The following is a 25,238-nucleotide window of genomic DNA, read 5'->3' on the forward strand; positions in this document are numbered from 1 at the left end:
TTAAAGTTAGAATGTAAATTTAACGTTGAATCCAATATTGCGGGTAGTCGGCATTCCAAATACATCCACACCCTGATTGTTGTTTCCTACTGACAAAGTTGCATCCGGATCGAATGGGGCATCTTTATAGAAGAAGAATAAATTACGGGCAACAAATGATACATCAATTCCCTGAACAACTTTGCTCTTTGCCAGCCACGTCCTCGGAAGAGCATAACTAAGTGACAATTCACGCAAACGGATATTAGTTGCATCATACATATAATATTCCGAAATACCATTACGTCCTCCTACTGCTCCATAGAACCCTTTCACATTATCAAATCTCTGACCATTATATTCTACATAACCGCGGTCACGAGCTTCAGCAGTTGCCTTGGTTACACCACGAGAATCCAGGTCGGCTTCTGTCAATGACATTACATCACCGCCAATACGTGCATCAACAAGGAAATACAAAGTGAAACCTTTGTAAGTAAAGGTATTGCTCCATCCCAACAGACAATCCGGATTAGCATTACCAAGAAGGTCTTTATTACCGGTTTTATTCACCGGTGAACCGTCAGCATTTACTTGAATGGAACCGTCGTCATTGCGGACAAAGGCATTACCATAAATATCTCCTAACTTACCGCCTTCTTTAATACGCATCTGATATGCCATAGAGAAACCTTCCTGTCCATAAGAGAACTGAGTATAGTCAGGATGTAAAGAAATTACTTTATTACGGTTGGCAGACACGTTTACCGCAGTCTTCCAACGGAAATTGTCGTTCATCAGCGGAGTTCCGTCAACAGTAAGTTCAAAACCCTTATTACGTATCTTACCAGCGTTGATATAGCGATAAGCATAAAGAGAACCTGCAGGATTAGGCATCATCAGCAACTGATTCTTTGTATCTGTCTGATACCAAGTAAAATCAATCCCCAAACGGCTGTTAAAGAATCTCCATTCCGTACCAACTTCAAAAGAAGTACTGATTTCCGGTTTCAAGTCACCACGATGTTCTTTATCGTTCACCTGAATAGCACCCCCTGCCTGTACAATATCGGCAAGACTGGTGATACCGATCGGCAAGTCATTACCAACCTGCGCCCATGAGCCACGTATCTTACTGAATGATATCCATTCGGGCATTTTCAGCGTCCTGGATAAAATCCATGTCACACCTGCAGATGGATAGAAGAAACCAGAATTTTTACTGTTTGTATTAGCCAGTGTAGACGACCAGTCGTTACGGGCTGTCAGGTCAAGATAAAGCATTTCGTCCCAACCGAGTTGCGCAGTCGCAAATACCGACTGAATTGTACGTTTAGAGTCGATAGTGTGGGAAATAGCCGCTTTGGAAGTCGATACTACATTCGGAACTGTAAATACATTGGGATGATATAATGAAGCAAGTTTGGAATCAATCATCAGTGAGTTGGCCGTTGTAGCATTGATACTTGTGCCGACAGCTCCGTTGATAGAAAACTTGTTGAATGTCTTGTTGAACATAGCCATCAAGTCACCGTACACCTGGAAATTCTGACTATCCGACCATACATAGCGGCCATTCATAAGTCCGTCATACGTTCCGGCAATATTCGGAGAGGTGGAAGCATACATCTTATTTTCAAATTTATCACTGACAAAATCCACATTGCCACGAGCTTGCAAAGTAAACCAGTTATTCACTTTCACATTAGCTGTCAGAGAGGCCATTGCACGGTAACGTTTGTTCCTGTTAGTCACACGGTTCTTTATCCAATAAGGGTTCTGATCCCATTCACTGATTGAGCCATCTTCGTTGGTCACATACCAGTTTTGCAAGTTCATGTTACGATCTGCGTCATAGAGTTCAAAATTATCCCGATAAGGAGTCATATCCATTCCGCGAGGGAAACCATAGATATTCACCAACGGATTGAGGTAATATCCACCGGAAGAAGGACTATTCTTGATAGTCTGCGTCATCAGATTCGCATTACCGTCCAGTTTCAGGCGATCATTGAAGAAACTGGCAGTTTCGCGAAAAGTAAGGTTATGTTTCTGAAGTTTGTTTGAGTCAATGATACCCTTGGCAGTAGTATTCGCATAAGAGAAATAAGTTTGCGATTTATCATTGCCACCCATGAAAGAAACTGTATTGATAGCAGTCACACCATTACTGAAGAAATTATCTACATTGTTATAATCCGTGAGGTTTCCTTTTTCTCCCCAACTACTGGTTCCTCCTTCCATCCGCCCATATGAGTTCTGAAACTCCGGCAGACTAATTGCATGGTCTACCGTCAGATTGGAAGAGAAAGTTACTTTCTGCATACCGGCCTTACCTTTCTTGGTAGTAATCAAGATAACACCATTGGCTGCCTGTGAACCATAAAGCGCTGCAGCAGAAGCACCTTTCAGAATGCTCATGCTCTCAATATCTTCCGGATTCAGATTGGATACACCATCACCTGCATCGCGATTCACGCCGTCATTTTCACCACCCATTACAGTAGCTGTTGATTCTGTACTATTATTGAGCATTGGCACACCGTCAATCACATACAGAGGCTGGTTATTTCCACTGGCAAAAGCAGAGCGGGCGCCACGAATAGATACTTTGGCAGATCCACCCAGTCCTGCTGCACTTTTAGTAATCTGCACACCAGCGGTTTTACCAGCCAGTGCGTTAATCATATTCGGGTCTTTGGCACGGGTAAGTTCATCCCCTCCCACTTGCTGGGTAGAATAAGTCAGAGAAGCTTCTTTCTTCTTGATACCCATAGCGGTAACCACTACCTGTTCCAAAGCCATCGCTTCTTCTTCCATCTTTATATTGAAATTCGTCTGCCCGTTTACAGGAATGCTCTGCTGTTGATAGCCTACATAGGAAACGTTGAGAACTGCATCGGCAGGAAGCTTCAAAGTAAAGTTACCATCCAAGTCGGTAATGGTTCCGTTCGTCGTACCTTTTTCTACAATGCTAGCACCAATAATGCCTTCTCCCCTCGCATCGGTCACAGTACCTTTTACTGTAATTACCTTCTGTTGTTGTGTGGATGCACTATTCTCTACGGTCTTGGTCAGCACAATGTTATTGCCTTCCATCACATAATGAACACCCGTACCTTTGAAAGCCCGGTCGAGTATTTCGGATACCGGCTGATTGTCGGCAACTACATTAACTACCCGCTTTACATCCACTGTTTGTTTGTTGTAAACGAAGAGGTAATCGGTCTGTGACTCTATCTTGGAGAGTAACTCACTTACTTTCAGCGTCGAGCGTGGGATGCTGATTTTTGCACTCTGAGAGTATCCATTCTCACAATAAGCTTGAAATGTTACGAACAGAAGAAGGAATAAAGTGATCTTCATAGTCAGTATTATTTGCTTAGATTCTAAACTTTTTGGGCAAAAAAGCCCTTTCAAAGAAATTTTTCTCATATCTTTGCAACGTGTTAAGTTAATAAATTGATTAAGGTCGATTTTTGACTGTTTCGAATCGGAAAGTATGGGGGTACTTTCCGATTCTCTTTTCAGATAGTGGGGGTTATTGACTGTTATTCATAATTCTTATGTTTTTAAGGGTTAGTACTTAATCTAAGGTGTATATTTAATGTGAGCTCATTTTTTATTTTATAAAGATGCTGTCTTTTTCGGCACTCATGGAATAAGTGAACGGATGATCTTTCTGAATCACTTTAAGTACGTGTTCCACACCATCCTGATCCTTGAATTTACCCGTGCAACGATAATTCAGCACTTTCGGATTATTCACGATAATCTTCACCTTATAATATTTTTCCAGTTTGCCGAGCAACAGATTAAAGGGAGTATCATCGAAGCAGTATAAACCGTCTTTCCAACGGAGATAATCAAAATCCGTAAACCGTTCCTTTCTGAACTTTCCGTCACGGGAAATAAATACCTCGTTCACTCCCAGACGAGTGAGCGGACGTTCACCGCCATTTGCGTAGATATCGACAATACCTTCAAGCAAAGTAGTTGTAAATTCGTTGCTTCCCCGGTAAGCGCATACATTAAAATGCGTTCCTACCACTCTCACCTGATTCGTCTCCGTATTTACATTGAAGGGGATCTCCTTATTTTTCGCCACTTCAAAATAGGCTTCTCCATCCAATTCCACATCTCTCTCATTACGTCCGAAATCATGGGAATAACTTAATGTGGACTGTGCATTCAACCATACCTTCGTACCGTCCGCCAAAGTAATCTGCGCCCGTTGACCGGCAGGAACCGCCACAGTTTGCAGATGAGCTTCCTTACCATAATGGTATTCCTTGAACAGGAATCCGCAACTGACTGCCACTACTATGACAGCAGCTATACGGGCACTCCACCTTAACATAGGTAAAATGCGAGTGCCCATTGCCGCCTTCTCTCTCTTATTGTCTGCTTTGGTATTGGTGAAAAGGGCAATATCAAACAGCATACGTTCTTTTTGCAGTGTCTTCCGGTTTTCCTCGGATTCGTCCACCCAATTAAGAATACGCTTTTCTTCTTCAACAGTAGCGTTGCCCTTAAAATATTTATGTAGTAACTCTTGGGTCATATGAATTGTCTTTTTCCTGTTAATACTTATAAGAGGTCTTTTTCTCCCCCTTCTATATATAAAACAGGCCAGCCCTAAACAACCCTAACGAAAAATGCGATTTTTTTATAAAAGAATAGAAATAAGATAATCTTTCAGCTCGGTACGCAGAATTTTCAGTGCTTTAGTCATATGGAACTCCACGCTTTTAAGCGAAATGCCAAGCTGTTCGGCAATTATTTTGTTGGGAGTATTTTGATAGCGGCTTAGCATAAAAATCTTCCGACTCTGTTCCGGCATATGTTTCAAAGCCTTTTGCACAATATGCTGTATTTCCGCATTGAAAATAGTATCGGGCTCACAATCTTCCAGTGTAGAAATACGAAGATCGAGTTCACGTTGCCTGTGCGTGTTTATTTCTTCCTCAGCACGAAGACGGACTTGCACATGCGCCAGATAATTCAGCGCTTTATTTTTTATAATAGTCAATAGTAGCGCATGCAGATTAGAGTCTTCCTCCCATTTATCTCTGTTTTCCCACAAAGTTATCATAGATTCCATCAGTATATCTTCCGCTTCCTGCCTATCACGGATGTATGAATAGGCGAATGACAAGAACTTCTCCTGATTCTCATGGAAGAATTCAGAAAAAAGTTGAACAGAAGATATATTGTTCGATATGTGCATCACGCATTAGGTTTAAAGATTGATGTTTTCTTTCTTTCATACAAAAGAACAGAAACTTTTCCATAAATGCAAAATTTAAGACAAAAAAATAGTCCGAAAACTTAGTTTTCGGACTATCCTTTGTCATATAAAAGCTATCACTTTTTTTACTTTTTCTCCGGTCTTGGCAACAAAACTTTTCTGGAAAGTTTGAATTTGCCTGTCTTTGGATCGACGTCAATCAGTTTCACTTCAATTTCGTCACCTTCCTTGATTCCGGCTTCTTCTACAGTTTCAAGACGTTTCCAGTCAATTTCAGAAATGTGCAGCAAACCGTCTTTGCCCGGCAAGAATTCGATAAACGCACCGTAAGGCATGATAGAACGAACTTTACCTTTGTACACTTCACCAACTTCAGGAACAGCAACGATTGCTTTAATCATGCGCATTGCATCATCAATACATTTCTTGTTTGTTCCGGAAACCTCGATGCGACCCATACCATCAATTTCTTCAATAGTAATCACAGCACCTGTTTCTTCCTGCATACCTTGGATGATCTTTCCACCAGGGCCGATCACAGCACCGATGAATTCCTTAGGAATTGTCATCGTTTCGATGCGAGGAGCATGTTCTTTCAAGTCAGCACGCGGCTCTGCAATTGTTTCGGTAATCTTATCTAGGATATGCATACGTCCTTCTTTAGCCTGATTCAAAGCATTTTCCAGAATTTCGTAAGACAAACCGTCTACCTTGATATCCATCTGAGTAGCAGTGATACCGTCTCTTGTTCCGGTTACCTTGAAGTCCATATCACCCAGGTGATCTTCGTCACCAAGAATATCAGACAATACAGCATATTTTTCTTCTCCCGGATTCTTAATCAATCCCATAGCGATACCTGATACCGGTTTCTTAATCTTCACACCTGCATCCATCAATGCCAATGTTCCGGCACATACAGTAGCCATAGAAGAAGAACCGTTGGATTCGAGGATTTCTGAAACGACACGTACTACATATGGATAGTCAGCAGGAATCTGTCCTTTCAAAGCGCGCCAAGCCAAGTGACCGTGACCGACTTCACGACGACCTACACCACGTTGTGCTTTTGCTTCACCTGTAGAGAAAGGAGGGAAGTTATAATGTAACAGAAAACGTTCTTTTCCGTGTTCCAGAACATTGTCGATAATCTTTTCGTCGAGTTTGGTACCCAACGTAACAGAAGTCAGTGACTGAGTTTCACCACGAGTGAAGATAGCAGATCCGTGAGGACCAGGCAGAGGACCGACCTCACACCAGATAGGACGGATTTCGGTGGTCTTACGACCATCAAGACGCTTACCTTCGTCAAGGATAGAACGGCGCATTGCCTCTTTTTCTACATCATGATAGTAACGGTCGATCAGCGCAGCCTTTTCTGCCAGTTCTTCTTCAGAGAACTGAGCCTTGAACTCTTCGCGGATAGCTTCGAAAGCATCAAAACGTTCGTGCTTGTTCTTATTTCCTGAAGCGGCAACAGCATATGCTTTATCGTAACATGCTTCACGAACTGCCTTACGCAAATCGTCGTCGTTTACTTCATGGTCATATTCACGTTTCACAGTTTTGCCGACAGCTTCTGTCAACTCCATCTGCACCTTGCAATGAACCTTGATAGCTTCGTGAGCCACTTTCATTGCTTCCAGCAATTCAGCTTCGGATACTTCATGCATTTCACCCTCTACCATCATGATATTGTCATAAGTAGCGGCAACCATAAGATCCATATCTGCTTTTTCCAGTTGGTCAAAAGTAGGATTGATAACGAACTGACCATCAATACGTGCTACACGTACTTCAGAGATAGGTCCGTTGAATGGAATATCTGAAACGGCAAGTGCTGCAGAAGCTGCAAGTCCTGCCAATGCGTCCGGCATATCTACACCATCAGCTGAGAAGAGGATGATGTTCACATATACCTCTGCGTGATAATTATCAGGGAACAAAGGACGGAGAGCACGGTCAACGAGACGGCAAGTCAGAATTTCATAATCAGAAGCTCTACCTTCTCTCTTGGTGAAACCGCCAGGAAAACGGCCGAATGCCGCAAATTTTTCTTTGTACTCTACCTGTAAAGGCATAAAATCTGTTCCGGGAACTGCATCTTTAGCGGCACAAACAGTAGCTAATAACATGGTGTTGCCCATGCGTAGCATTACAGAACCGTCTGCCTGTTTTGCCAACTTTCCCGTCTCGAGCGTGATGGTTCTTCCATCTGCCAACTCGATCGTCTTAACAATTGGGTTAATCATAAAAATTGTTTTATCTATACTTTTTCTTTCAAAATTCCTGCAAAGATATACATTTATCGTTGTAATCAGGTGGAAATGAGGTAAAAAGTTAGTTACTAACTGATTTTTTTTCAAAAATAGGATGAAGAACACAGCAAAATGCTTTGACTAATCTCGAAAAGAAGTATATTTGCATCTCGTAAATAACACACACTATATGAAAAAGGTTACTTTTGCAGCGCTCGCCGCACTTACTATGACAGCTTGTAGTTCCGGTCCTAAATTCCAGGTGAACGGGGATGTATCGGGAGCCGACGGTAAAATGCTTTATCTCGAGGCTTCCGGCCTGGAAGGTATTGTTCCGCTCGATTCAGTAAAACTGAAAGGGGAAGGCACATTCAGCTTCAAGCAACCCCGTCCCGAATCACCCGAATTCTATCGCTTGCGCGTAGACGACAAAGTTATCAACTTTTCTGTAGACTCCATCGAAACTATTCAGGTCAAAGCACCGTATGTAGATTTCTCTACCGCTTATACCGTGGAAGGTTCGGAGAACAGCAACAAGATAAAAGAACTGACGCAGAAACAGATTAAGCTTCAGAAAGATGTGGATGATTTGCTGGCTGCACTGCGCAGCAACAAAATCGGACATGATGTCTTTGAAGACAGCCTGGCGACACTGCTCAACAATTATAAGGAAGATGTAAAAGTCAACTATATCTTTGCCGCTCCCAACACGGCAGCCGCTTACTTTGCCTTATTCCAGAAGCTCAACAATTATCTGATATTCGACCCGTTGAACAATAAAGATGACGTAAAGTGTTTTGCCGCTGTTGCCACGAGTCTCAACAACGCATTCCCGAATGCCGTACGTTCCAAGAATCTTTATAATATCGTAATCAAAGGAATGAAGAATACACGCCAGCCGCAAGCGAAAGCGTTGGAAATTCCCCAGGAAAAAATCGTAGAAACGGGAATTATCGACATCGCCCTTCGCGACGTGAAAGGAAATGTACGCAAACTGACCGACCTGAAAGGTAAAGTCGTGCTGTTAGACTTCTCCGTATTCCAGTCGCCTGCCGGAGCTCCTCACAACCTGATGCTTCGTGAACTATATAATGAATATGCAAAGAGTGGACTGGAAATCTACCAGGTATCTCTCGACGCGGATGAACACTACTGGAAAACATCGGCCGACAACCTCCCCTGGGTGTGTGTACGCGATGGAAACGGGGTATATTCGACGAACGTAGCAGTATATAATGTCCGTCAGGTACCATCTATCTTTTTGATTAATCGTAACAACGAATTAAAGCTTCGTGGCGAAGATATCAAGGATTTGGAAGCAGCTGTCAAGTCATTGCTCTAAGTTGTTATAATTTAGCATATTTCTTTTAAATATGTTACATAGCATCATTTTCCACTTGACACGTATCACTTAAAAGGCTATCTTTGCAAAGAAATAATGAGAAGAGGGTTCCAGCATAGCACATGTTGGAATTCTTTTTTGTTTATATGACCATTTAAAACAATTAAAGGAGGAAAAACATCATGGCTTATATGTCAGAAGAAGGTTACAAGAAACTGATGGCGGAACTAAAAGAACTGGAAACAGTGGAACGCCCGAAGATCTCTGCGGCAATAGCCGAAGCCAGAGATAAAGGAGACTTGTCGGAAAATGCAGAGTACGATGCAGCCAAAGAGGCACAAGGTATGTTGGAAATGCGTATCAACAAACTGAAAACGGTGATCGCAGATGCAAAGATCATCGATGAATCCAAACTCAAGACTGATTCCGTACAGATCTTAAATAAAGTAGAGCTGAAGAATGTAAAGAATGGAATGAAGATGACATACACCATCGTTTCTGAAAGCGAAGCTAACCTGAAAGAAGGAAAGATTTCCGTCAACACTCCGATTGCACAAGGTCTGCTTGGCAAGAAGGTGGGTGAAGTAGCAGAAATTACTGTTCCACAGGGTCAAATTGCATTGGAAGTAGTAAACATATCAATTTAATGTTAAGGCAGGTCTTCAAGTAAGGCTTGCCTTATTTTATCAATAAAAGTTATGGCAACAATATTCAGCAGAATCATCGCAGGCGAAATCCCCTGCTACAAGATAGCGGAAAACGAAAAGTTTTTTGCTTTTCTCGATATCAACCCGTTGGTAAAAGGACATACCTTGGTGGTGCCCAAACAGGAAGTAGACTATATTTTCGATTTGAGCGATGAAGACCTGGCTGCTATGCATGTATTTGCGAAGAAAGTAGCCCGTGCCATCGAAAAGGCCTTTCCTTGCCAAAAAGTAGGCGAAGCTGTTATCGGACTGGAAGTTCCTCACGCACACATTCATTTGATTCCCATCCAGAAGGAATCGGATATGTTGTTCTCGAATCCGAAACTGAAATTGTCGGATGAAGAATTCAAGTCCATAGCACAAGCAATCAACTCCTCTCTATAAAACATGATGATAAAATAAGCAAGAGCGTTCTGTGAAGGACGCTCTTTTTTGTTCCATGCTTTGAAACAAAGTGTTTCCCGGTGTGAAACTAGTTGTTCCTCGGTGAGAAACACTTTGTTTCACACCGAGAAACTTTTATCCCTCTTTGCTTTCGGCAACTTCCACCAAATAGACTCCGATACAGATAAAAATAATGGCAAACGTTTGCGTCCAACTGAAACGGTCCTGCCCTAGAATAAGAGAAGCAACAGTCGCCACGATCAGAATCAGATAACCATAAATGGCTACCACTGTTGTCTTGAGATATTTCAATCCGACAGGGAGTAACATATAACTTATGGTGGTTGGGAAAATCAGCACAAACATCAAGATAAGGAAAGGCGTCCAATGGAACGGCATGGAGAATACCGCAGCGTCGAAGCCGGTAATCATTGTCACTATAATAGCAGATACGGCCGCACCGGAAAAAGTATATCTCAACATGGTCATTGCCCCGATAGAAGTAAGAATACGATGACTCAAAATCAGGTAGATAGCATAGACAACGGAACTAACCAGACAGAGCATATTTCCCATAAAAGCATCGGATGCCAAATCATCGCTTTGCTGCGTCAGAATACAGACCAACGCTCCAATCAGCCCGATAGAGATACCAATCACCTTTTTGGCGGTTGCCTTCTCCTTATGAAGGAAGATCATAATAAGGAACACCCAAATAGGCTGAAGACTAGTGAAGATAGAACTGGATACAGGAGTCGTCTTACTCAACCCCGCCAAATAAAGAAACATAAAGCCATAAAGTCCAAAAGCCCCTAGCAGGAAGAGTAACCATTTGTCCTTGGTCGATGATTTCTCCGGTGGCATGAACCATCCGATTACCCAAAAAGCAACTGCTGCAAATGTACAGCGGAGTGTCGCTCCCGTCAGCGGACTCATCCACAAAGGCAGAAGGTACTTCAGGGCATTCATATTCAAACCGCTAAAAATTTTCGAGACGGCCATGCTCAGGTTAGCCTCTAGTTTCTTATTCTTCATTTTTTATTTCAATTGATCATTAAACAGAAAGGTATTACGCCGCAGGTAAGCCCAGAAAAACGTTACAATAGTAATCAGCAGATTAAATATGAAAGGAAATTCCTGTGACTGGGTGTGGAATATCCACTGGAAAAAGTCGACAATGAAAGGATAAAGCAAAATGGCCAGATAATTCATCATCATTACAAACGCCAGCGCCAAAGTGGTCTTTTCCGGCAATGCTGTATGGGTGGTCTTATCATAAAGCATAGGCTGAATGACACCGTATCCCAAACCGACAAGAATACACCCCGGAATAATAAGCCATTCTATCGGAGCTATCCAAATCAATAATAACCCTAAAGCCATGGATAGCAGGCTATATGCCTTTGTCCGTTCTTTCAGTACCCCCGCAATCTTATCCAGAGCAAATCCCGGAGCCATAATAGCCAGGAAGAAAAGTGAAATCATCAGTCCCGAGTTACCACTGGAAAAATGATGTTTTTCCATCAAAAAAGGCAGATTGAATATGACAGCCAAGACGATGTAAGTCGTCACTCCATAAAAAAGCATTAATTGTATCAGGTGCTTGGTATGGATACCATATTTGCTTTTCCCGACATCAATGGCAGATTGTTCCGATGTTGAATTCCCACTATCGGCAGCAACAGGTTCCGTCCCCGGCTGGTTTGTCTTTAGATGTCCGACCAATAAGATAGAAACCAAAGGAAGGAGATAAACCAGGAAAGGCAGATGCCAACTGACTTCCGCAAGATAGCCTGTCACTGCAGTGGCTATCACCAGGGTGAAATTGGTAATAGCGGAACTTAATCCGAATTGCTTCACACGGTAAGTTCCCACGAAATAGCGGGAAACCAATCCGGTAGATAAAGGAATAATAAGTCCCGAACCGATGCCGAGCAGGGCACTTACCACGATCAATTGCCACATCTTATTGGAAATCAGATATAAAATACCGCTTGCGGCAAAAAGCCAAAGTCCAATCTTTAAGATACGGACATAATCGACTTTCTCTGTCAGTTTACCACCGAGCAGTATAAAAGGGATAATTAATAATGACGGCAAGGAAGTCAACATTTGAATGTCCAAATCCGTAGCTTTCGGAAATATTTTCGTAAGATCACCCAAAATAGGTGAAACAGCCAATCCCGGCAGAGACGTCAATGCCGAAACAGACCATATGGCTATTAAAGTGATGAGGGGGATAGTTCCTCTTCCTGTCTTTATTTTCATATGCGGGTTCGTTAAAAGTTTAGGTTGGAAGAAAAACAATACTTTCGGTATAAAGTTCAAAACGATATGAGAATGAATGCATCCAGAATCGTGCAGAAAACCACCTGAAATCTATCTAAAACCACCTAAAAACTATCAGCCGACAGCTTTTAGGTCTAAATCCGTCGGATTCTCCCCTGTCGGATTTGAGAAAATGCCGTAAACTTGCATCATCAAAATTATTACAACAATTAGTCACAATTTAAAAAGCAACGTATATGAAAAGTTTAAGCTTCAGAAAAGATTTAGTAGGAGTACAGGATGAATTGCTCCGTTTTGCTTATAAACTGACAACCGACCGCGAAGAAGCAAACGATTTGTTGCAGGAAACATCATTAAAAGCATTAGATAATGAAGATAAATACACGCCCGATACTAATTTTAAAGGATGGATGTACACCATCATGCGCAATATCTTTATCAACAACTATCGCAAAGTAGTCCGCGACCAGACATTTATCGACCGCACCGACAATCTCTATCATCTGAATTTGCCACAAGAGACAGGTTTTGAAAGTACGGAAAAGGCTTATGACCTGAAAGAGATGCATCGAGTAGTCAATACACTTCCTAAAGAATATAAGGTACCGTTCGCTATGCATGTTTCCGGTTTCAAATATCGTGAAATTGCAGAAAAGCTGAATCTCCCGTTAGGCACTGTAAAAAGCCGTATTTTCTTCACTCGCCAGAAATTGCAGGAAGAGTTGAAAGACTTCCGCTAATCGATAACGACATTATTTATAAAGTTCAGGTTTAATATTAAAGTTATTATTTTCACTAAGCCAATCGGCAAAAGGTAAAAGGAATTATTTTTCCTCTTGCCTTTTTTATTTTCCTTTCCCGCTATTCTTATTCCCCCGTAGTCTGTTCCTATCAGTTCCTTCCATACGGAGCATCCATATGAGAAAAACTTCCCCCTTAATAAACGCCAAATAATGTAAAAGCCGAAAACTTTCAAAACCATCTGCTGTTGTTGTGGGAAATTCGACGGGGAAACTCCCCATCGCCCTAAACCTTTAAAAAAATAAATTAAGTATGGAAGATTTAAATTTCAGAAAAGGTGATGCAAAAACTGATGTATTTGGTTCAGACAGAATGTTACAACCCTCTCCGGTAGAGAAAATACCTGATGGACCAACGACTCCTGAAGTCGCTTATCAAATGGTGAAAGACGAAACGTTCGCACAGACTCAACCTCGTTTGAACCTGGCTACTTTCGTTACCACCTACATGGATGAATATGCCACCAAACTGATGAACGAAGCCATCAACATCAACTACATTGATGAAACAGAGTATCCGCGTATCGCAGTGATGAACGGTAAATGTATCAATATCGTTGCCAACTTGTGGAACTCTCCGGAAAAAGATACTTGGAAAACCGGCGCATTGGCCATCGGTTCTTCCGAAGCATGTATGTTGGGTGGTGTAGCTGCCTGGTTGCGCTGGCGTAAGAAAAGACAAGCTCAGGGCAAACCTTTCGATAAACCAAACTTTGTTATATCTACAGGTTTCCAGGTTGTTTGGGAAAAGTTCGCACAGTTGTGGCAGATTGAAATGCGTGAAGTGCCTTTGACTCTCGACAAGACCACGCTCGACCCCGAAGAAGCATTGAAGATGTGTGATGAAAACACAATATGTATCGTACCTATCCAAGGTGTTACATGGACAGGACTGAATGACGACGTCGAAGCATTGGACAAAGCACTCGATGCTTACAACGCCAAGACCGGTTATGACATTCCTATCCACGTAGATGCCGCAAGCGGTGGCTTCATCCTTCCTTTCCTTTATCCTGAAAAGAAATGGGACTTCCGTTTGAAATGGGTACTTTCTATCAGTGTATCCGGTCACAAATTCGGTCTGGTATATCCGGGACTTGGTTGGGTTTGCTGGAAAGGCAAAGAATATCTGCCCGAAGAAATGTCATTCAGCGTAAATTATCTGGGTGCTAACATTACTCAGGTAGGTTTGAACTTCTCTCGTCCTGCTGCTCAAATCCTCGGACAATATTACCAGTTCATCCGTTTAGGATTCCAGGGTTACAAGGAAGTGCAATACAACTCATTACAGATTGCCAAGTACATCCATGATGAAATCGCCAAGATGGTTCCGTTCGTCAACTACTCCGAAGATGTAGTGAACCCGTTGTTCATCTGGTACTTGAAACCAGAATATGCAAAAGCAGCCAAATGGACTTTGTACGATTTGCAAGACAAGCTGTCTCAACACGGTTGGATGGTTCCTGCTTACACATTGCCTTCCAAACTGGAAAGTTATGTAGTAATGCGTGTCGTTGTCCGCCAGGGATTCAGCCGCGACATGGCAGACATGTTACTGGGAGACATCAACAACGCTATCGCAGAACTTGAAAAACTGGAATACCCGACTCCTACCCGTATGGCACAGGACAAGAATCTTCCGGTAGAAGCCAAAATGTTCAACCATGGCGGTCGCCGTCACAAAACAGTTAAATAATAAAAGATCTATGGATAAAAAAGTAACACTCGCTCAATTGCAGGAAGTGGTACAAGAGGCATACGATCAGGTAAAAACCAATACCGGCGGCAAGAACGCCGACTATATCCCTTACCTGGCAAATGTCAACAAAGATCTCTTTGGAATAAGTGTCTGCCTGCTCAACGGGCAGACCATCCATGTGGGAGATACTGACTACCGCTTCGGCATAGAATCCGTATCCAAAGTACATACGGCTATTCTTGCATTGCGTCAATATGGCGCCAAGGAGATTCTGGACAAAATCGGAGCCGACGCAACCGGCTTGCCTTTCAACTCAATCATCGCTATCTTGCTGGAGAACGACCATCCGTCTACCCCATTGGTAAACGCCGGTGCAATCTCTGCCTGCAGTATGGTGCAACCTATCGGTGACTCCGCCAAGAAATGGGATGCCATCGTAGGAAACGTAACCGACTTGTGCGGCAGCGCTCCCCAGTTGATTGACGAATTGTACAAATCCGAATCGGATACGAACTTCAACAACCGTTCTATCGCCTGGCTGCTGAAGAACTACAACCGTATCTATGACGACCCGGATATGTCACTCGACCTTTATACCCGCCAGTGCTCACTGGGAGTTACTGCATTGCAACTTTCCATTGCAGCCGGAACAATCGCCAACGGCGGTGTGAACCCTGTGACCAAGAAAGAAGTGTTCGATGCCAGCCTGGCTCCTAAAATCACAGCCATGATTGCCGCAGTAGGTTTCTACGAACATACCGGCGACTGGATGTACACTTCCGGCATTCCTGCTAAAACAGGTGTAGGCGGTGGTGTGATGGGTGTATTACCCGGACAGTTCGGTATCGCTGCATTCGCTCCTCCTTTGGATGGATCGGGTAACTCTGTCAAAGCACAGTTGTCTATCCAGTACATCATGAATAAATTGGGATTGAATGTATTCGGTCACAATCATATCACTATTGTCGACTAAAAGACTCTTTTGAAAAAAACGTAAAGGTTACTATCTTGCGATAGTAACCTTTTTTTATTCCCCTTATCCTGTGAAGACTTCACACCAATTATCTTTGTTAGATATAAACAGAGACTGCGCCTATACATCTTTGCGCAAAGATAAAAGGTTATATATCTTTCTTGTTACATATTCTCCTGTGTTTATAAAGAATAGTCACAAGACTATTAAAAACAATAATTAACTACTGATTTACAATCCCTTATATACAAGAATAGCTTCATCACCCCCATAAGCCAGGATGATGAAGCTACTTTTATTTCTTGTCATATTATCCTTGCGTGTTCTGCACTGCAGGTTTCTCCGCTGCGGCTTGTTTCTGCACAGCGGCCTTTTTCTGCTGTTCTTCCGCTTCGTAATATTGTTTTTTCCGCTTGTTGGATTGCTGAATCAGGTTCGTTATATAGACTGTAAAAATAGGGAACATCATCATTCCCAAAGCGGCCAGCAACACGGAAAGTACTCTCCCGGTAGTCGTCACCGCTATGATATTCGACCCGACGGTAGTAACATCCATAAACGCCCACCACAAAGCGTCTCCATACCCATTAACCAACGGGTTCACTTTATGCTCAAGCACGAAAAACGCAAGACTGGAAAAATAAACCGTCGCCAGCAACATAGTCAGATAAGAGACAAACAGGCTCGAAGCCCGGTTGTAAGTGAGCCATCCCACCACAATGGCAAGTGCATACCCGCCTCTCAGTAAAGGAATGAAACGAAGCAGATAAGTGACTTCGGGCGAGAATGTCCAACCATAATAAGCAATAATGTTCTGATAAGGGATAGCTACGAGCAGAAAGATGAAATGCGTGCGCAGATAGCGCCCTTTGTGTTTCGACAAGAAGAATTCCAGTACAAAATCGAAAAGAAACCAAAGACAAATCCATAACTGGGTCTTCATGTACGACGACTGTGTATAAAAAGGAATTCCTTTAAAAGTATCCACAGAAATACTGATAACCAGGAAAAGGGACATTACTAATATAATAAGGTGGAGAATACCATAAATCCCCTTTTTCCCAAAAACAAAATCTGAAAGCGCTGATTTCATAACTACTTAGTTTATAACAAAATGATTCTTATATAATTTAGCTTGTGTAGAAACAATCAGAGAAAGAGATTGTTTCTACACAAGCTATTTTGAAGTTACAATATAGCAATTTAGCGATGTTAATTAACGAACTTTGAAAGAGATTGCGGGAACATCTCACGCAAAATGTTGTTATATCACTGACTTTAAAATATTTTTCACTTAAAACCTTAACTTATGGCAAATATTAAAAATGCAGTGAAGCTGGGCGTGTTTACGCTGGCTATCATGAACGTTACGGCGGTAGTATCTTTGCGTGGACTGCCAGCCGAGGCCGTATACGGAATGAGTTCGGCCTTCTACTATCTTTTCGCAGCGATTGTCTTCCTGATCCCGACATCGCTCGTTGCAGCCGAACTGGCGGCAATGTTTCAGGATAAACAGGGTGGTGTGTTCCGGTGGGTAGGCGAGGCCTACGGCAAAAAACTGGGATTCCTCGCCATCTGGGTGCAATGGATTGAAAGTACAATCTGGTATCCGACAGTATTGACATTCGGTGCCGTATCCATCGCCTTTATCGGAATGAATGACGTACATGACATGTCACTGGCAAACAATAAGTATTATACGCTTGCCGTAGTACTTATCATCTACTGGCTGGCTACTTTCATTTCACTGAAAGGTATGGGCTGGGTTGGCAAAGTAGCCAAAATAGGCGGTATGGTCGGTACGATTATCCCCGCTGCCCTGTTGATTATCCTCGGAATCATTTATCTGGCAACCGGCGGACAATCCAATATGGATTTCCACAGCAGTTTCATTCCTGACTTTACCAACTTTGATAATGTCGTTCTCGCCGCTAGTATCTTCTTGTTTTATGCTGGTATGGAAATGGGCGGTATCCACGTAAAAGACGTAGAAAACCCATCCAAGAACTACCCGAAGGCAGTATTTATCGGTGCTCTTATCACCGTTCTTATCTTCGTTCTCGGTACTTTCGCACTCGGTGTTATCATCCCTGCAAAAGACATTAACCTTACTCAGAGCTTACTCGTCGGTTTTGACAACTACTTCAAGTATATCCATGCTTCCTGGTTGTCACCAATCATCGCCATCGCCCTTGCATTCGGTGTATTGGCAGGTGTATTGACATGGGTTGCCGGTCCGTCAAAAGGTATCTTTGCCGTAGGTAAAGCCGGTTACATGCCTCCGTTCTTCCAGAAAACAAACAAACTGGGCGTACAGAAGAACATCTTGTTCGTACAGGGTATCGCTGTTACCGTATTAAGTTTGCTGTTCGTAGTTATGCCTTCCGTACAGAGTTTCTATCAGATTCTGTCACAGTTGACAGTTATCCTTTACCTTATCATGTATCTGTTGATGTTCTCAGGAGCTATCGCACTGCGTTATAAGATGAAAAAACTGAATCGCCCGTTCCGTATCGGTAAGGCCGGTAACGGTTTGATGTGGTTCGTCGGCGGACTCGGATTCTGTGGTTCATTGCTTGCCTTTATCCTCAGCTTCATCCCGCCCAGTCAGATTTCCACAGGTAGCAATACCGTTTGGTTCTCCGTACTGATTATCGGTGCAATCATTGTTGTCGTTGCTCCGTTCATTATCTACGCAGCTAAGAAACCGTCGTGGGTAGACCCTAACTCTAACTTCGAACCGTTCCACTGGGAAGTTCAACCGCAAGTCGCTACTGCTAATGTAGCCGCCGGCAGCGCAACTGCAAGCGCAGCCCGTCCTGCTTCCGCAACTACCGCAAGCACAAGTACAGGAAGTACCACCGCTTCAAGCGCAACCACTCCTGGTGCAACAACTTCCAATGCAACCACTTCAAGCGCCGCTCCTTCAGGCAATTCTGCCGCTTCGAGTGGAAGTTCCGCTTCAGGCAATACGTCTCCGGGAACCGGAAACACGGATAAGGATGCACCTAAGTCGTAAAGACTAAACGTACATCCTGCATCTGAAAAAAGTAATCCCGCTTCAGCTTTTCGAATAGCTGAAGCGGGATTATTTATAATCAACGGAGAGTTTTATCTTATCATTTCCTGTTGTATGACCAACGGCAGTGTAAAAGAGAAAGTAGAACCCTTGTTCACCTCCGAGTCCAGTCCGAGATCTCCGCCCAAATGCTTGATAATGGTTTGCGAAAGCGTCAGTCCAAGCCCTGTCCCCTGCACTTCCCGGTCTAATTTAATGAAACGGGAGAATATCTTGTCCTGTTCCTCTTTCGGTATGCCGATACCCGTATCGGACACAAAGAAATACACTTTCTCCGCCCCTTCCATATGGCAGCCAAAACGAATTTCACCCGATTCTGTAAATTTCATCGCGTTATGCAGCAGGTTTGTCAATACTTGAATAATACGTTGCTGTTCCGAATACATCATAATCGGCTGCAACTGTGCTTCGCAAACCAATTCTACCGGAGACTGCCCGTTCAGCTTCATCCTGAAGATTCCTTCCAGTTCCCGCAGCAAGTCATTCGCGTCAAATTCCGAATATTGAAATCCTACCGCCCCCGCCTCGATTTGCGAAAGGTCGAAAATATCGTTGACAAGGCGTAACAAACGCTCATTATTCTCTGTGATAATATCAGCATATATCTTCCTTTCTTCTTCACTGGAAGCAGATACCATCAAACCTGAAAATCCGACAATCGCATTCAGCGGTGTACGCACTTCATGGCTCATATTAGCGATAAAGGCAGATTTCAACTTATCGGCAGAGATAGAATGTTCCTTTTCAATCGCCAACAACCGTTGCACGTTCCTCAATTCCGTCACATCATAAACGGTCAATACCATAAAGTCCTCCCCATCAACATTCAAATATGCTCCCGAAACTGAAACATCACAAGGAATCACACTTTTTTCATCTTCACTTAACAACTTCATAGAAGCCGTCAGTTTCTTAAAATTCGCCTTGTCACGAAAAGCCTTAGTGATAAATGTACGGACACTACAAAGTTTGCATTGTTCATGCTTGCCGCACTCTCCCGCCGCAACCGCATTCCGGCAATGCAGCAAGTCCCCTACCCTTTGCATTGTTCCGTCTTCAGGAGCCGGAAGACCGTTCAATGAATAATAATTAGTATCACGGACAATAAAATTCCTGTCAATCAATAGAAAGTACGCATTGATATTCTGCAAAATCAAGTTTGGATCTTTAGACTTATCCGGTTTTGTCACTTTGGAATATACCACTTTCCGAAGCGCCTGATATTTCAACAGTGTATAAATGAGGGAGATTGCCAAAATAGCTATGATAAAAACGGCTAATGTCACCATGGTATAGAGTGTTTTGATATTGCTTGAATGTTTTACTGCGTAAATTTATGAAATATCGGCTGAAAATTATTATTTATCTATATATTTCTTTACTAAAAAAAGCAACTATCTTTTCCGATACCAGAAATTGTCGAAAATTTCTTTCAAAGTTATTGCGGTATTAAAAAATATACTTATCTTTGCACCCGCAAACGAGAAAGGTGCCATAGCTCAGTTGGTAGAGCAAAGGACTGAAAATCCTTGTGTCCCCGGTTCGATTCCTGGTGGCACCACTTCTCAAGCAATCGGAATGTGGCGCAGTTGGTAGCGCACTACGTTCGGGACGTAGGGGTCGGGTGTTCGAGTCACCTCATTCCGACCAAATAAAGGGTAGCTTTCTGTAATTCAGTAAGTTACCCTTTATGTTTTTCAAGTATCCGGGACGAAATCGGGACAACAATACAAGAGAACTCTAACCTATTATATCATGAAGAACAGATTCTATTTTCTTACAGCAGTAGCAGCCGCTACCCTGTTGTGCACCAGTTGCACAAAGACTCAAACTACTCTTTCGGACAAGGAGCAAACGTTCAATCCCCCCATCATGGGATGGAGTTCATGGAATGTATTCCGGGTTGACATCAGCGAAGATATTATTAAACATCAAGCCGACCTTATGGTGAAGAAAGGCCTGAAAGATGCAGGGTATCAGTATATTAATGTAGACGACGGCTTCTTCGGGAAAAGAGATGATAACGGTGTCATGCAAACGCATGAGACACGTTTTCCGAACGGTATGAAACCGGTGGCTGACCACATTCATGGCTTGGGCATGAAAGCCGGTATCTATACGGATGCAGGTAACAACACCTGCGGTTCCATTTGGGACAATGACGCGGCAGGAGTAGGTGCAGGCATCTATGGTCACGAACCGCAGGATGCCCAGTTATACTTCGGCGACTGGGGATTCGACTTTATCAAAATAGACTATTGCGGTGGAGATGTGCTGGGACTGAATGAAAAAGAACGCTACACCTCTATCCGCAACAGCATAGACAAAGTGAACAAAGATGTTTCCGTGAATATCTGCCGATGGGCCTTCCCCGGTACTTGGGCGAAAGACGTAGCTACTTCCTGGCGTATCAGCGGAGATATTAATGCGCATTGGGGCTCATTGAAATATGTAGTCAAAAAGAATCTCTACCTGTCCGCCTATGCCGGAAACGGACATTACAACGATATGGATATGATGGTAATCGGATTCCGCGACGACAGCAAAGTAGGCGGAAAAGGACTTACCCCGACTGAGGAAGAAGCCCATTTCGGTTTGTGGTGTATCATGAGCTCTCCTTTGCTTATCGGTTGCAATCTGGAGAACCTGCCGGAATCTTCACTCGAATTGCTGACAAATAAAGAATTAATCGCACTCAATCAAGACCCGCTGGGATTGCAGGCTTATGTAGCGCAGCACGAAAACGACGGCTATGTACTGGTGAAAGATATCGAACAGAAACGTGGCAATGTACGTGCTGTGGCATTATACAATCCTACTGATACAGTATGCACTTTCTCCGTTCCATTCTCTTCTCTGGAATTTGACGGAAACGTGAAAGTTCGTGATTTGGTAAAGCGTAGTGATTTAGGCAGTTTCTCCGGCAACTTTGAACAGACTCTGCCTGCACACAGTGCCATGTTCCTTCGTATGGAAGGCGAAACACGCCTGGAACCGACTTTGTATGAAGCGGAATGGGCGTACTTACCTCTTTTCAACGACTTAGGCAAGAACCCTAAAGGTATTATTTACGCCAACGACAAGGAAGCATCCGGCAAAATGAAAGTGGGATTCCTCGGCGGACAACCGGAAAACTATGCTGAATGGCGCGAAGTGTACAGTGGAGACGGCGGACGTTACAACATGACCATTTACTATTCATTCGGTAAAGGACGACAATTGGAAGTAGACGTCAACGGCATTATCACAAAAATCAATTCATTGGGAGAAGACGAAACGCACAATCAAATCTCCATTCCTGTAGAACTGAAAGCAGGATATAATACCATCCGCATGGGAAACAGCTATAACTGGGCACCGGACATTGACTGTTTCACGCTGACCAAAGCGCTATAAAAGTATAAAGAGCCTATATAATAAAAAGGAGCAACAATGAATCTATCTCATTTTGCTCCTTTTCTGTTTAGCTACGTCTAGTTACTATTTCGGACTCACTATAATTTCCGCACTCTCTCTAAGTGCCACTTGTAATTGAGCCTTTTCATTCAATGGAGTCCATACAACCCGCTTGCACTCTCCTACCTGCAAAGAGTTACGATGAGAATTACTGCCTCTAAGATATTCTGTGCCTATTTCGCAATTCTCAAATTTCCAGTCCCATGTACTATTTAGATTCAGATAAAAATTTTCTATCTTACTATCCTTTGCTTTAAATCTCAAACCTTCTCCATCAACACTAAAAGAACGGAACTGACAAGAGTCAAGCAATACTTCCTGATGAAGAGCATATATAAACAAAGAATCCATTTTTACCTTCTTCAAGTTCATCTTTAAACCATTCGTATAAAAAAGAAGGCTGTTTAGCGAATCCACAGATAATTGTACATCCATCCCTGTCGCATAGATATTGTCTCTATCAAGAAACTTCGCAGGAATATTCCCATTACTAAAATCAAGTTCCATCAGCAACGTGTCATTTACCTGACTTACTTTCAGATACTGATTCTTCGGATAAACAATCTTTCTTTCTCCTGCTGTAGAAGGACTTGTCACTGTCACATCACCATTCACATAAGCCCACCTGTTTTCACCATCCTTATCCCTGTTAATAAACATCTTCACTGTATGTACATTGTCCAAATTCATTTCTACCCGTTCATCTCCCCCGACAAAAAGACCATTGCTCTGATGTGATTGTCCTGATACGGATATTAGAACTATAAATGCGACAATGACAATCAATCCGGAGACGATAAGACCTATTAATATATAAGTAGTACGTTTCATAACATTTCGTTTTTTATTTCTGCTTTTTTATAAACTCACGATACATTGCTTCTATCTCCTTCATCGGAATATCAAGCGTATAAAGCTGGCGAAAGAAATACTCCAACTCTTCTTTCAAAAAGATTTCTTTGCGAAGAGAATGAATCATTTCCTTAGCCCCCAATGCTACAAAATATCCTATACCGCGTTTATTATAAATAATATTCTGTACCTGGAGATAATCAAAAGAACGCATCACCGTATTGGCATTCACCTCTACAATAGCAGCATATTCTCTGACCGAAGGGACACGTTCTTCTTCCGGATACTGCCCCAGCAATATCTCATCACAGATTCTATCTGCAATTTGTAAATAAATGGCTTTACTTTCTTTAAAATTCATAAGCTAAGGATTACATTCGGTTAATAATTTCTGATTCCTTGAAACGGAAATAAGCAAGTATCCAGTTAAACAGGGTAAAGAATATGCTGACAGCAATTAATAATCCCCACATAGCTTCATCGGACATTATAATATCACCCGGGAAAGAATAATACTTATTACTCTGCAACAATATTTTGCTCATAAAAACTCCCACCAAGAAATAAACTATCCCGATAATCGTTCCCGATGCAAATGTTTTCAGGAATGAGTTTTTGGGCCATATAGTGCTGCCTAATACAAATAAAGACTGAACGAAGAAATATGCGGCTATCAATGCTCCGAACTCCCATCCTGTCCTGCACAATGTATAATAATCTTTTCCCTTGCCGACCAGATGAGACAAATCAACAGGAGCAATAAAGTCCTTTTCAGGATAAGTCAACGAATAAACTATCACCCGCGTATAATCCGCCAATTTATAAGTAATCAAGAAAACCACCAGGAATACCACCGTAAACACAAACCAGCGTGAAAAAAATCTCTCAAAAGGAGTTACCGGAGTCATTAATGTAGAAGTGCGGCTCGTTTTTGTTTTCATCTTCTCCATTGTAAACGAAGCGCTTAGACAGCCGAAGATCCACAAACCCCATATAAAAGCAATCAGAAGAAAAGACCACGCAGGATCTGTTGTATGCGAATAGTTCCCCCTATATTCAAAATATCCGTTCCAAATTACCGCCACCGCCATCACTCCATAAAGCAATACGATACGAAGCACATTCGATCTCCAACTCTCCACCATCTCTTTGCGGCAAAGATTCATAAAACGAGGCAAACTGAAAAAAGTATCTTTTATCATCGTCTTTTATTTTTGAGCGTGAAACAATCGGGCTATCTCTTCAGGAGCAGCCAATGTAGCATTAAACAAAAGTTCCAGGTTAATCTCCGATTCTTCTTTCTCTACATTGGGAAGTATCAGATGGTTACCTTGAATTGTAGGAATCGCAAAGAGAGCACTCTTTGCCAACTCTCGGTTGTCACTCTCCACAAAGTAAAGTTTGTCGCAGATTTCACTTGTCGATTCATCCAGCAGCACACGGCTTTCATCCATAATCAACACATGATCGAGCACCTTATCTATATCACGAACCTGATGCGTAGAAATCACAATCGTTTTTTCATCCGACATACCCGACGCGATAAACTTGCGGAACTGACTCTTTCCGGGAATATCCAACCCATTGGTCGGCTCGTCCATCAATAGCAACGATGTATTCGTAGCAAGCGCGAAACTCATGAACACCTTCTTCTTCTGTCCCATAGACAGCGATCCGAGATCAATATCAATATCCATCTCAAAACAATGAAGATACTTAATCATCTCCTCCTTGTTAAAACGAGGATAGAAAGGACTGTTCAGCTCCACATAACTGACCAAAGACACCGAAGGCAATTCAAATTCCTCGGGAACCAGGAACATATCCTGCAAAGTTACCGGCAACCGGCGACGAACATCCGTATCGTGAAACATCACCCTGCCGCTTTTAGGCGTCAATAACCCGGACATCAAATAAAGAAGAGTGGACTTTCCGGCGCCATTCTTTCCCAACAGTCCATATACCCTGCCGGATTTGAATGAGAGAGAAAAGTCTCGGAGCACCTCACGCTTCGATTTGCGATAAGTAAATGAAAGATTTTCTACTGCAATCATAGTACTTTTGTTTAATAAATTAATCAAATCTAGTGTATTAGTATAATAGTACACTGCAAAAGTAGACAATCTTTTGAATAAAGCAATAGAAAAGCAGAAAAAAGTGCAAAAAAAG

At 42.5% G+C, this 25,238-nt stretch carries 20 protein-coding genes and 2 tRNA genes; 10 read left to right on the top strand and 12 right to left on the bottom strand.

All coding sequences use genetic code 11. From position 1 onward, the window contains the following. Positions 1-6: 6 nt before the first annotated feature. From BacF7301_RS01745 to pnp, 4 genes are all read right to left on the bottom strand, one after another. Positions 7-3,414, bottom strand: a complete 3,408-nt coding sequence (locus tag BacF7301_RS01745; protein WP_167959695.1) for a TonB-dependent receptor — start codon at positions 3,412-3,414, stop codon at positions 7-9. A gap of 187 nt (positions 3,415-3,601) precedes the next feature. After that, positions 3,602-4,543 (bottom strand): FecR family protein, encoded by a 942-nt coding sequence (locus BacF7301_RS01750; protein WP_167959696.1) that lies wholly within the window; start codon positions 4,541-4,543, stop codon positions 3,602-3,604. 105 nt (positions 4,544-4,648) lie between these two features. After that, complete coding sequence (locus tag BacF7301_RS01755; RefSeq protein WP_167959697.1) at positions 4,649-5,209, bottom strand: RNA polymerase sigma-70 factor; 561 nt, start codon at positions 5,207-5,209, stop codon at positions 4,649-4,651. Between the two features lie 146 nt (positions 5,210-5,355). Next, a complete protein-coding gene (gene pnp / locus BacF7301_RS01760; RefSeq protein ID WP_167959698.1) occupies positions 5,356-7,482 on the bottom strand; it encodes a polyribonucleotide nucleotidyltransferase in 2,127 nt (708 codons plus the stop codon). A gap of 196 nt (positions 7,483-7,678) precedes the next feature. Here pnp and BacF7301_RS01765 point away from each other — a divergent pair, with 196 nt between their 5' ends. The 3 genes from BacF7301_RS01765 to BacF7301_RS01775 all read left to right on the top strand — a co-directional run bounded on the left by BacF7301_RS01765 (position 7,679) and on the right by BacF7301_RS01775 (position 9,921). Beyond that, complete coding sequence (locus tag BacF7301_RS01765; RefSeq protein ID WP_167959699.1) at positions 7,679-8,830, top strand: DUF4369 domain-containing protein; 1,152 nt, start codon at positions 7,679-7,681, stop codon at positions 8,828-8,830. A 182-nt stretch (positions 8,831-9,012) separates the two neighbouring features. Further along, complete coding sequence (gene greA / locus BacF7301_RS01770; protein ID WP_167959700.1) at positions 9,013-9,477, top strand: transcription elongation factor GreA; 465 nt, start codon at positions 9,013-9,015, stop codon at positions 9,475-9,477. 51 nt (positions 9,478-9,528) lie between these two features. Beyond that, positions 9,529-9,921: an HIT family protein gene (locus BacF7301_RS01775; RefSeq protein ID WP_073343729.1), complete on the top strand. Its 393-nt coding sequence runs from the start codon at positions 9,529-9,531 to the stop codon at positions 9,919-9,921. 135 nt (positions 9,922-10,056) lie between these two features. Here BacF7301_RS01775 and BacF7301_RS01780 read toward each other — a convergent pair whose 3' ends face one another. Together BacF7301_RS01780 and BacF7301_RS01785 are read right to left on the bottom strand one after the other, a co-directional pair. Beyond that, the gene (locus tag BacF7301_RS01780) at positions 10,057-10,956 is read right to left on the bottom strand and encodes a DMT family transporter (protein WP_167959701.1); all 900 of its coding nucleotides are present in this window, start codon (positions 10,954-10,956) and stop codon (positions 10,057-10,059) included. 3 nt (positions 10,957-10,959) lie between these two features. After that, positions 10,960-12,189, bottom strand: a complete 1,230-nt coding sequence (locus tag BacF7301_RS01785; RefSeq protein WP_167959702.1) for an MFS transporter — start codon at positions 12,187-12,189, stop codon at positions 10,960-10,962. Between the two features lie 257 nt (positions 12,190-12,446). Here BacF7301_RS01785 and BacF7301_RS01790 point away from each other — a divergent pair, with 257 nt between their 5' ends. The 3 genes from BacF7301_RS01790 to glsA all read left to right on the top strand — a co-directional run bounded on the left by BacF7301_RS01790 (position 12,447) and on the right by glsA (position 15,682). Then, on the top strand, positions 12,447-12,950 hold the full coding sequence (locus BacF7301_RS01790) for an RNA polymerase sigma factor (protein ID WP_167959703.1): 504 nt from the start codon (positions 12,447-12,449) through the stop codon (positions 12,948-12,950). Between the two features lie 313 nt (positions 12,951-13,263). Then, positions 13,264-14,706: a glutamate decarboxylase gene (gene gad, locus BacF7301_RS01795; protein WP_167959704.1), complete on the top strand. Its 1,443-nt coding sequence runs from the start codon at positions 13,264-13,266 to the stop codon at positions 14,704-14,706. Positions 14,707-14,716: 10 nt separating this feature from the next. Then, positions 14,717-15,682, top strand: coding sequence for a glutaminase A (gene glsA, locus BacF7301_RS01800; RefSeq protein ID WP_167959705.1), 966 nt, complete (start codon positions 14,717-14,719; stop codon positions 15,680-15,682). A 310-nt stretch (positions 15,683-15,992) separates the two neighbouring features. Here the strand turns inward: glsA and BacF7301_RS01805 are convergent, their stop codons facing one another. Beyond that, positions 15,993-16,775, bottom strand: coding sequence for a potassium channel family protein (locus BacF7301_RS01805; RefSeq protein WP_167959706.1), 783 nt, complete (start codon positions 16,773-16,775; stop codon positions 15,993-15,995). Between the two features lie 216 nt (positions 16,776-16,991). On the opposite strand from BacF7301_RS01805, the gene gadC reads away from it, so the two are divergent. After that, positions 16,992-18,701, top strand: coding sequence for a glutamine/gamma-aminobutyrate antiporter GadC (gene gadC, locus BacF7301_RS01810; protein WP_167959707.1), 1,710 nt, complete (start codon positions 16,992-16,994; stop codon positions 18,699-18,701). Between the two features lie 92 nt (positions 18,702-18,793). On the opposite strand, the gene BacF7301_RS01815 is transcribed toward gadC, so the two are convergent. After that, positions 18,794-20,050 (bottom strand): sensor histidine kinase, encoded by a 1,257-nt coding sequence (locus tag BacF7301_RS01815; protein WP_167959708.1) that lies wholly within the window; start codon positions 20,048-20,050, stop codon positions 18,794-18,796. 199 nt (positions 20,051-20,249) lie between these two features. Here BacF7301_RS01815 and BacF7301_RS01820 point away from each other — a divergent pair. The 3 genes from BacF7301_RS01820 (at position 20,250) to BacF7301_RS01830 (ending at position 22,157) form a co-directional block, all read left to right on the top strand. Continuing rightward, positions 20,250-20,322, top strand: a tRNA-Phe gene (locus BacF7301_RS01820). A gap of 13 nt (positions 20,323-20,335) precedes the next feature. Then, positions 20,336-20,411, top strand: a tRNA-Pro gene (locus BacF7301_RS01825). Between the two features lie 105 nt (positions 20,412-20,516). Beyond that, the gene (locus BacF7301_RS01830) at positions 20,517-22,157 is read left to right on the top strand and encodes an alpha-galactosidase D (protein WP_167959709.1); all 1,641 of its coding nucleotides are present in this window, start codon (positions 20,517-20,519) and stop codon (positions 22,155-22,157) included. An 84-nt stretch (positions 22,158-22,241) separates the two neighbouring features. On the opposite strand, the gene BacF7301_RS01835 is transcribed toward BacF7301_RS01830, so the two are convergent. The 4 genes from BacF7301_RS01835 to BacF7301_RS01850 are packed head-to-tail and all read right to left on the bottom strand — an operon-like array spanning position 22,242 to position 25,123. Continuing rightward, complete coding sequence (locus tag BacF7301_RS01835; protein ID WP_167959710.1) at positions 22,242-23,048, bottom strand: hypothetical protein; 807 nt, start codon at positions 23,046-23,048, stop codon at positions 22,242-22,244. Between the two features lie 13 nt (positions 23,049-23,061). Continuing rightward, positions 23,062-23,430 carry a GntR family transcriptional regulator gene (locus BacF7301_RS01840; protein ID WP_167959711.1) on the bottom strand — a complete coding sequence of 123 codons (369 nt, stop codon included), beginning with the start codon at positions 23,428-23,430 and terminating at the stop codon, positions 23,062-23,064. Between the two features lie 10 nt (positions 23,431-23,440). Next, complete coding sequence (locus BacF7301_RS01845) at positions 23,441-24,271, bottom strand: hypothetical protein (protein WP_167959712.1); 831 nt, start codon at positions 24,269-24,271, stop codon at positions 23,441-23,443. Between the two features lie 6 nt (positions 24,272-24,277). Further along, positions 24,278-25,123 carry an ABC transporter ATP-binding protein gene (locus BacF7301_RS01850; RefSeq protein WP_167959713.1) on the bottom strand — a complete coding sequence of 282 codons (846 nt, stop codon included), beginning with the start codon at positions 25,121-25,123 and terminating at the stop codon, positions 24,278-24,280. Between the last annotated feature and the right edge of the window lie 115 nt (positions 25,124-25,238).

Source organism: Bacteroides faecium, assembly GCF_012113595.1.
Classification (GTDB): Bacteria; Bacteroidota; Bacteroidia; order Bacteroidales; family Bacteroidaceae; genus Bacteroides; species Bacteroides faecium.

Bases quoted from the DNA above. Each gene is read 5' to 3' on its own strand.
- BacF7301_RS01745 (WP_167959695.1), bottom strand. From the start codon at position 3,414: ATGAGAAAAATTTCTTTGAAAGGGCTTTTTTGCCCAAAAAGTTTAGAA.
- BacF7301_RS01750 (WP_167959696.1), bottom strand. From the start codon at position 4,543: ATGACCCAAGAGTTACTACATAAATATTTTAAGGGCAACGCTACTGTT.
- BacF7301_RS01755 (WP_167959697.1), bottom strand. From the start codon at position 5,209: ATGCACATATCGAACAATATATCTTCTGTTCAACTTTTTTCTGAATTC.
- pnp (WP_167959698.1), bottom strand. From the start codon at position 7,482: ATGATTAACCCAATTGTTAAGACGATCGAGTTGGCAGATGGAAGAACC.
- BacF7301_RS01765 (WP_167959699.1), top strand. From the start codon at position 7,679: ATGAAAAAGGTTACTTTTGCAGCGCTCGCCGCACTTACTATGACAGCT.
- greA (WP_167959700.1), top strand. From the start codon at position 9,013: ATGGCTTATATGTCAGAAGAAGGTTACAAGAAACTGATGGCGGAACTA.
- BacF7301_RS01775 (WP_073343729.1), top strand. From the start codon at position 9,529: ATGGCAACAATATTCAGCAGAATCATCGCAGGCGAAATCCCCTGCTAC.
- BacF7301_RS01780 (WP_167959701.1), bottom strand. From the start codon at position 10,956: ATGAAGAATAAGAAACTAGAGGCTAACCTGAGCATGGCCGTCTCGAAA.
- BacF7301_RS01785 (WP_167959702.1), bottom strand. From the start codon at position 12,189: ATGAAAATAAAGACAGGAAGAGGAACTATCCCCCTCATCACTTTAATA.
- BacF7301_RS01790 (WP_167959703.1), top strand. From the start codon at position 12,447: ATGAAAAGTTTAAGCTTCAGAAAAGATTTAGTAGGAGTACAGGATGAA.
- gad (WP_167959704.1), top strand. From the start codon at position 13,264: ATGGAAGATTTAAATTTCAGAAAAGGTGATGCAAAAACTGATGTATTT.
- glsA (WP_167959705.1), top strand. From the start codon at position 14,717: ATGGATAAAAAAGTAACACTCGCTCAATTGCAGGAAGTGGTACAAGAG.
- BacF7301_RS01805 (WP_167959706.1), bottom strand. From the start codon at position 16,775: ATGAAATCAGCGCTTTCAGATTTTGTTTTTGGGAAAAAGGGGATTTAT.
- gadC (WP_167959707.1), top strand. From the start codon at position 16,992: ATGGCAAATATTAAAAATGCAGTGAAGCTGGGCGTGTTTACGCTGGCT.
- BacF7301_RS01815 (WP_167959708.1), bottom strand. From the start codon at position 20,050: ATGGTGACATTAGCCGTTTTTATCATAGCTATTTTGGCAATCTCCCTC.
- BacF7301_RS01830 (WP_167959709.1), top strand. From the start codon at position 20,517: ATGAAGAACAGATTCTATTTTCTTACAGCAGTAGCAGCCGCTACCCTG.
- BacF7301_RS01835 (WP_167959710.1), bottom strand. From the start codon at position 23,048: ATGAAACGTACTACTTATATATTAATAGGTCTTATCGTCTCCGGATTG.
- BacF7301_RS01840 (WP_167959711.1), bottom strand. From the start codon at position 23,430: ATGAATTTTAAAGAAAGTAAAGCCATTTATTTACAAATTGCAGATAGA.
- BacF7301_RS01845 (WP_167959712.1), bottom strand. From the start codon at position 24,271: ATGATAAAAGATACTTTTTTCAGTTTGCCTCGTTTTATGAATCTTTGC.
- BacF7301_RS01850 (WP_167959713.1), bottom strand. From the start codon at position 25,123: ATGATTGCAGTAGAAAATCTTTCATTTACTTATCGCAAATCGAAGCGT.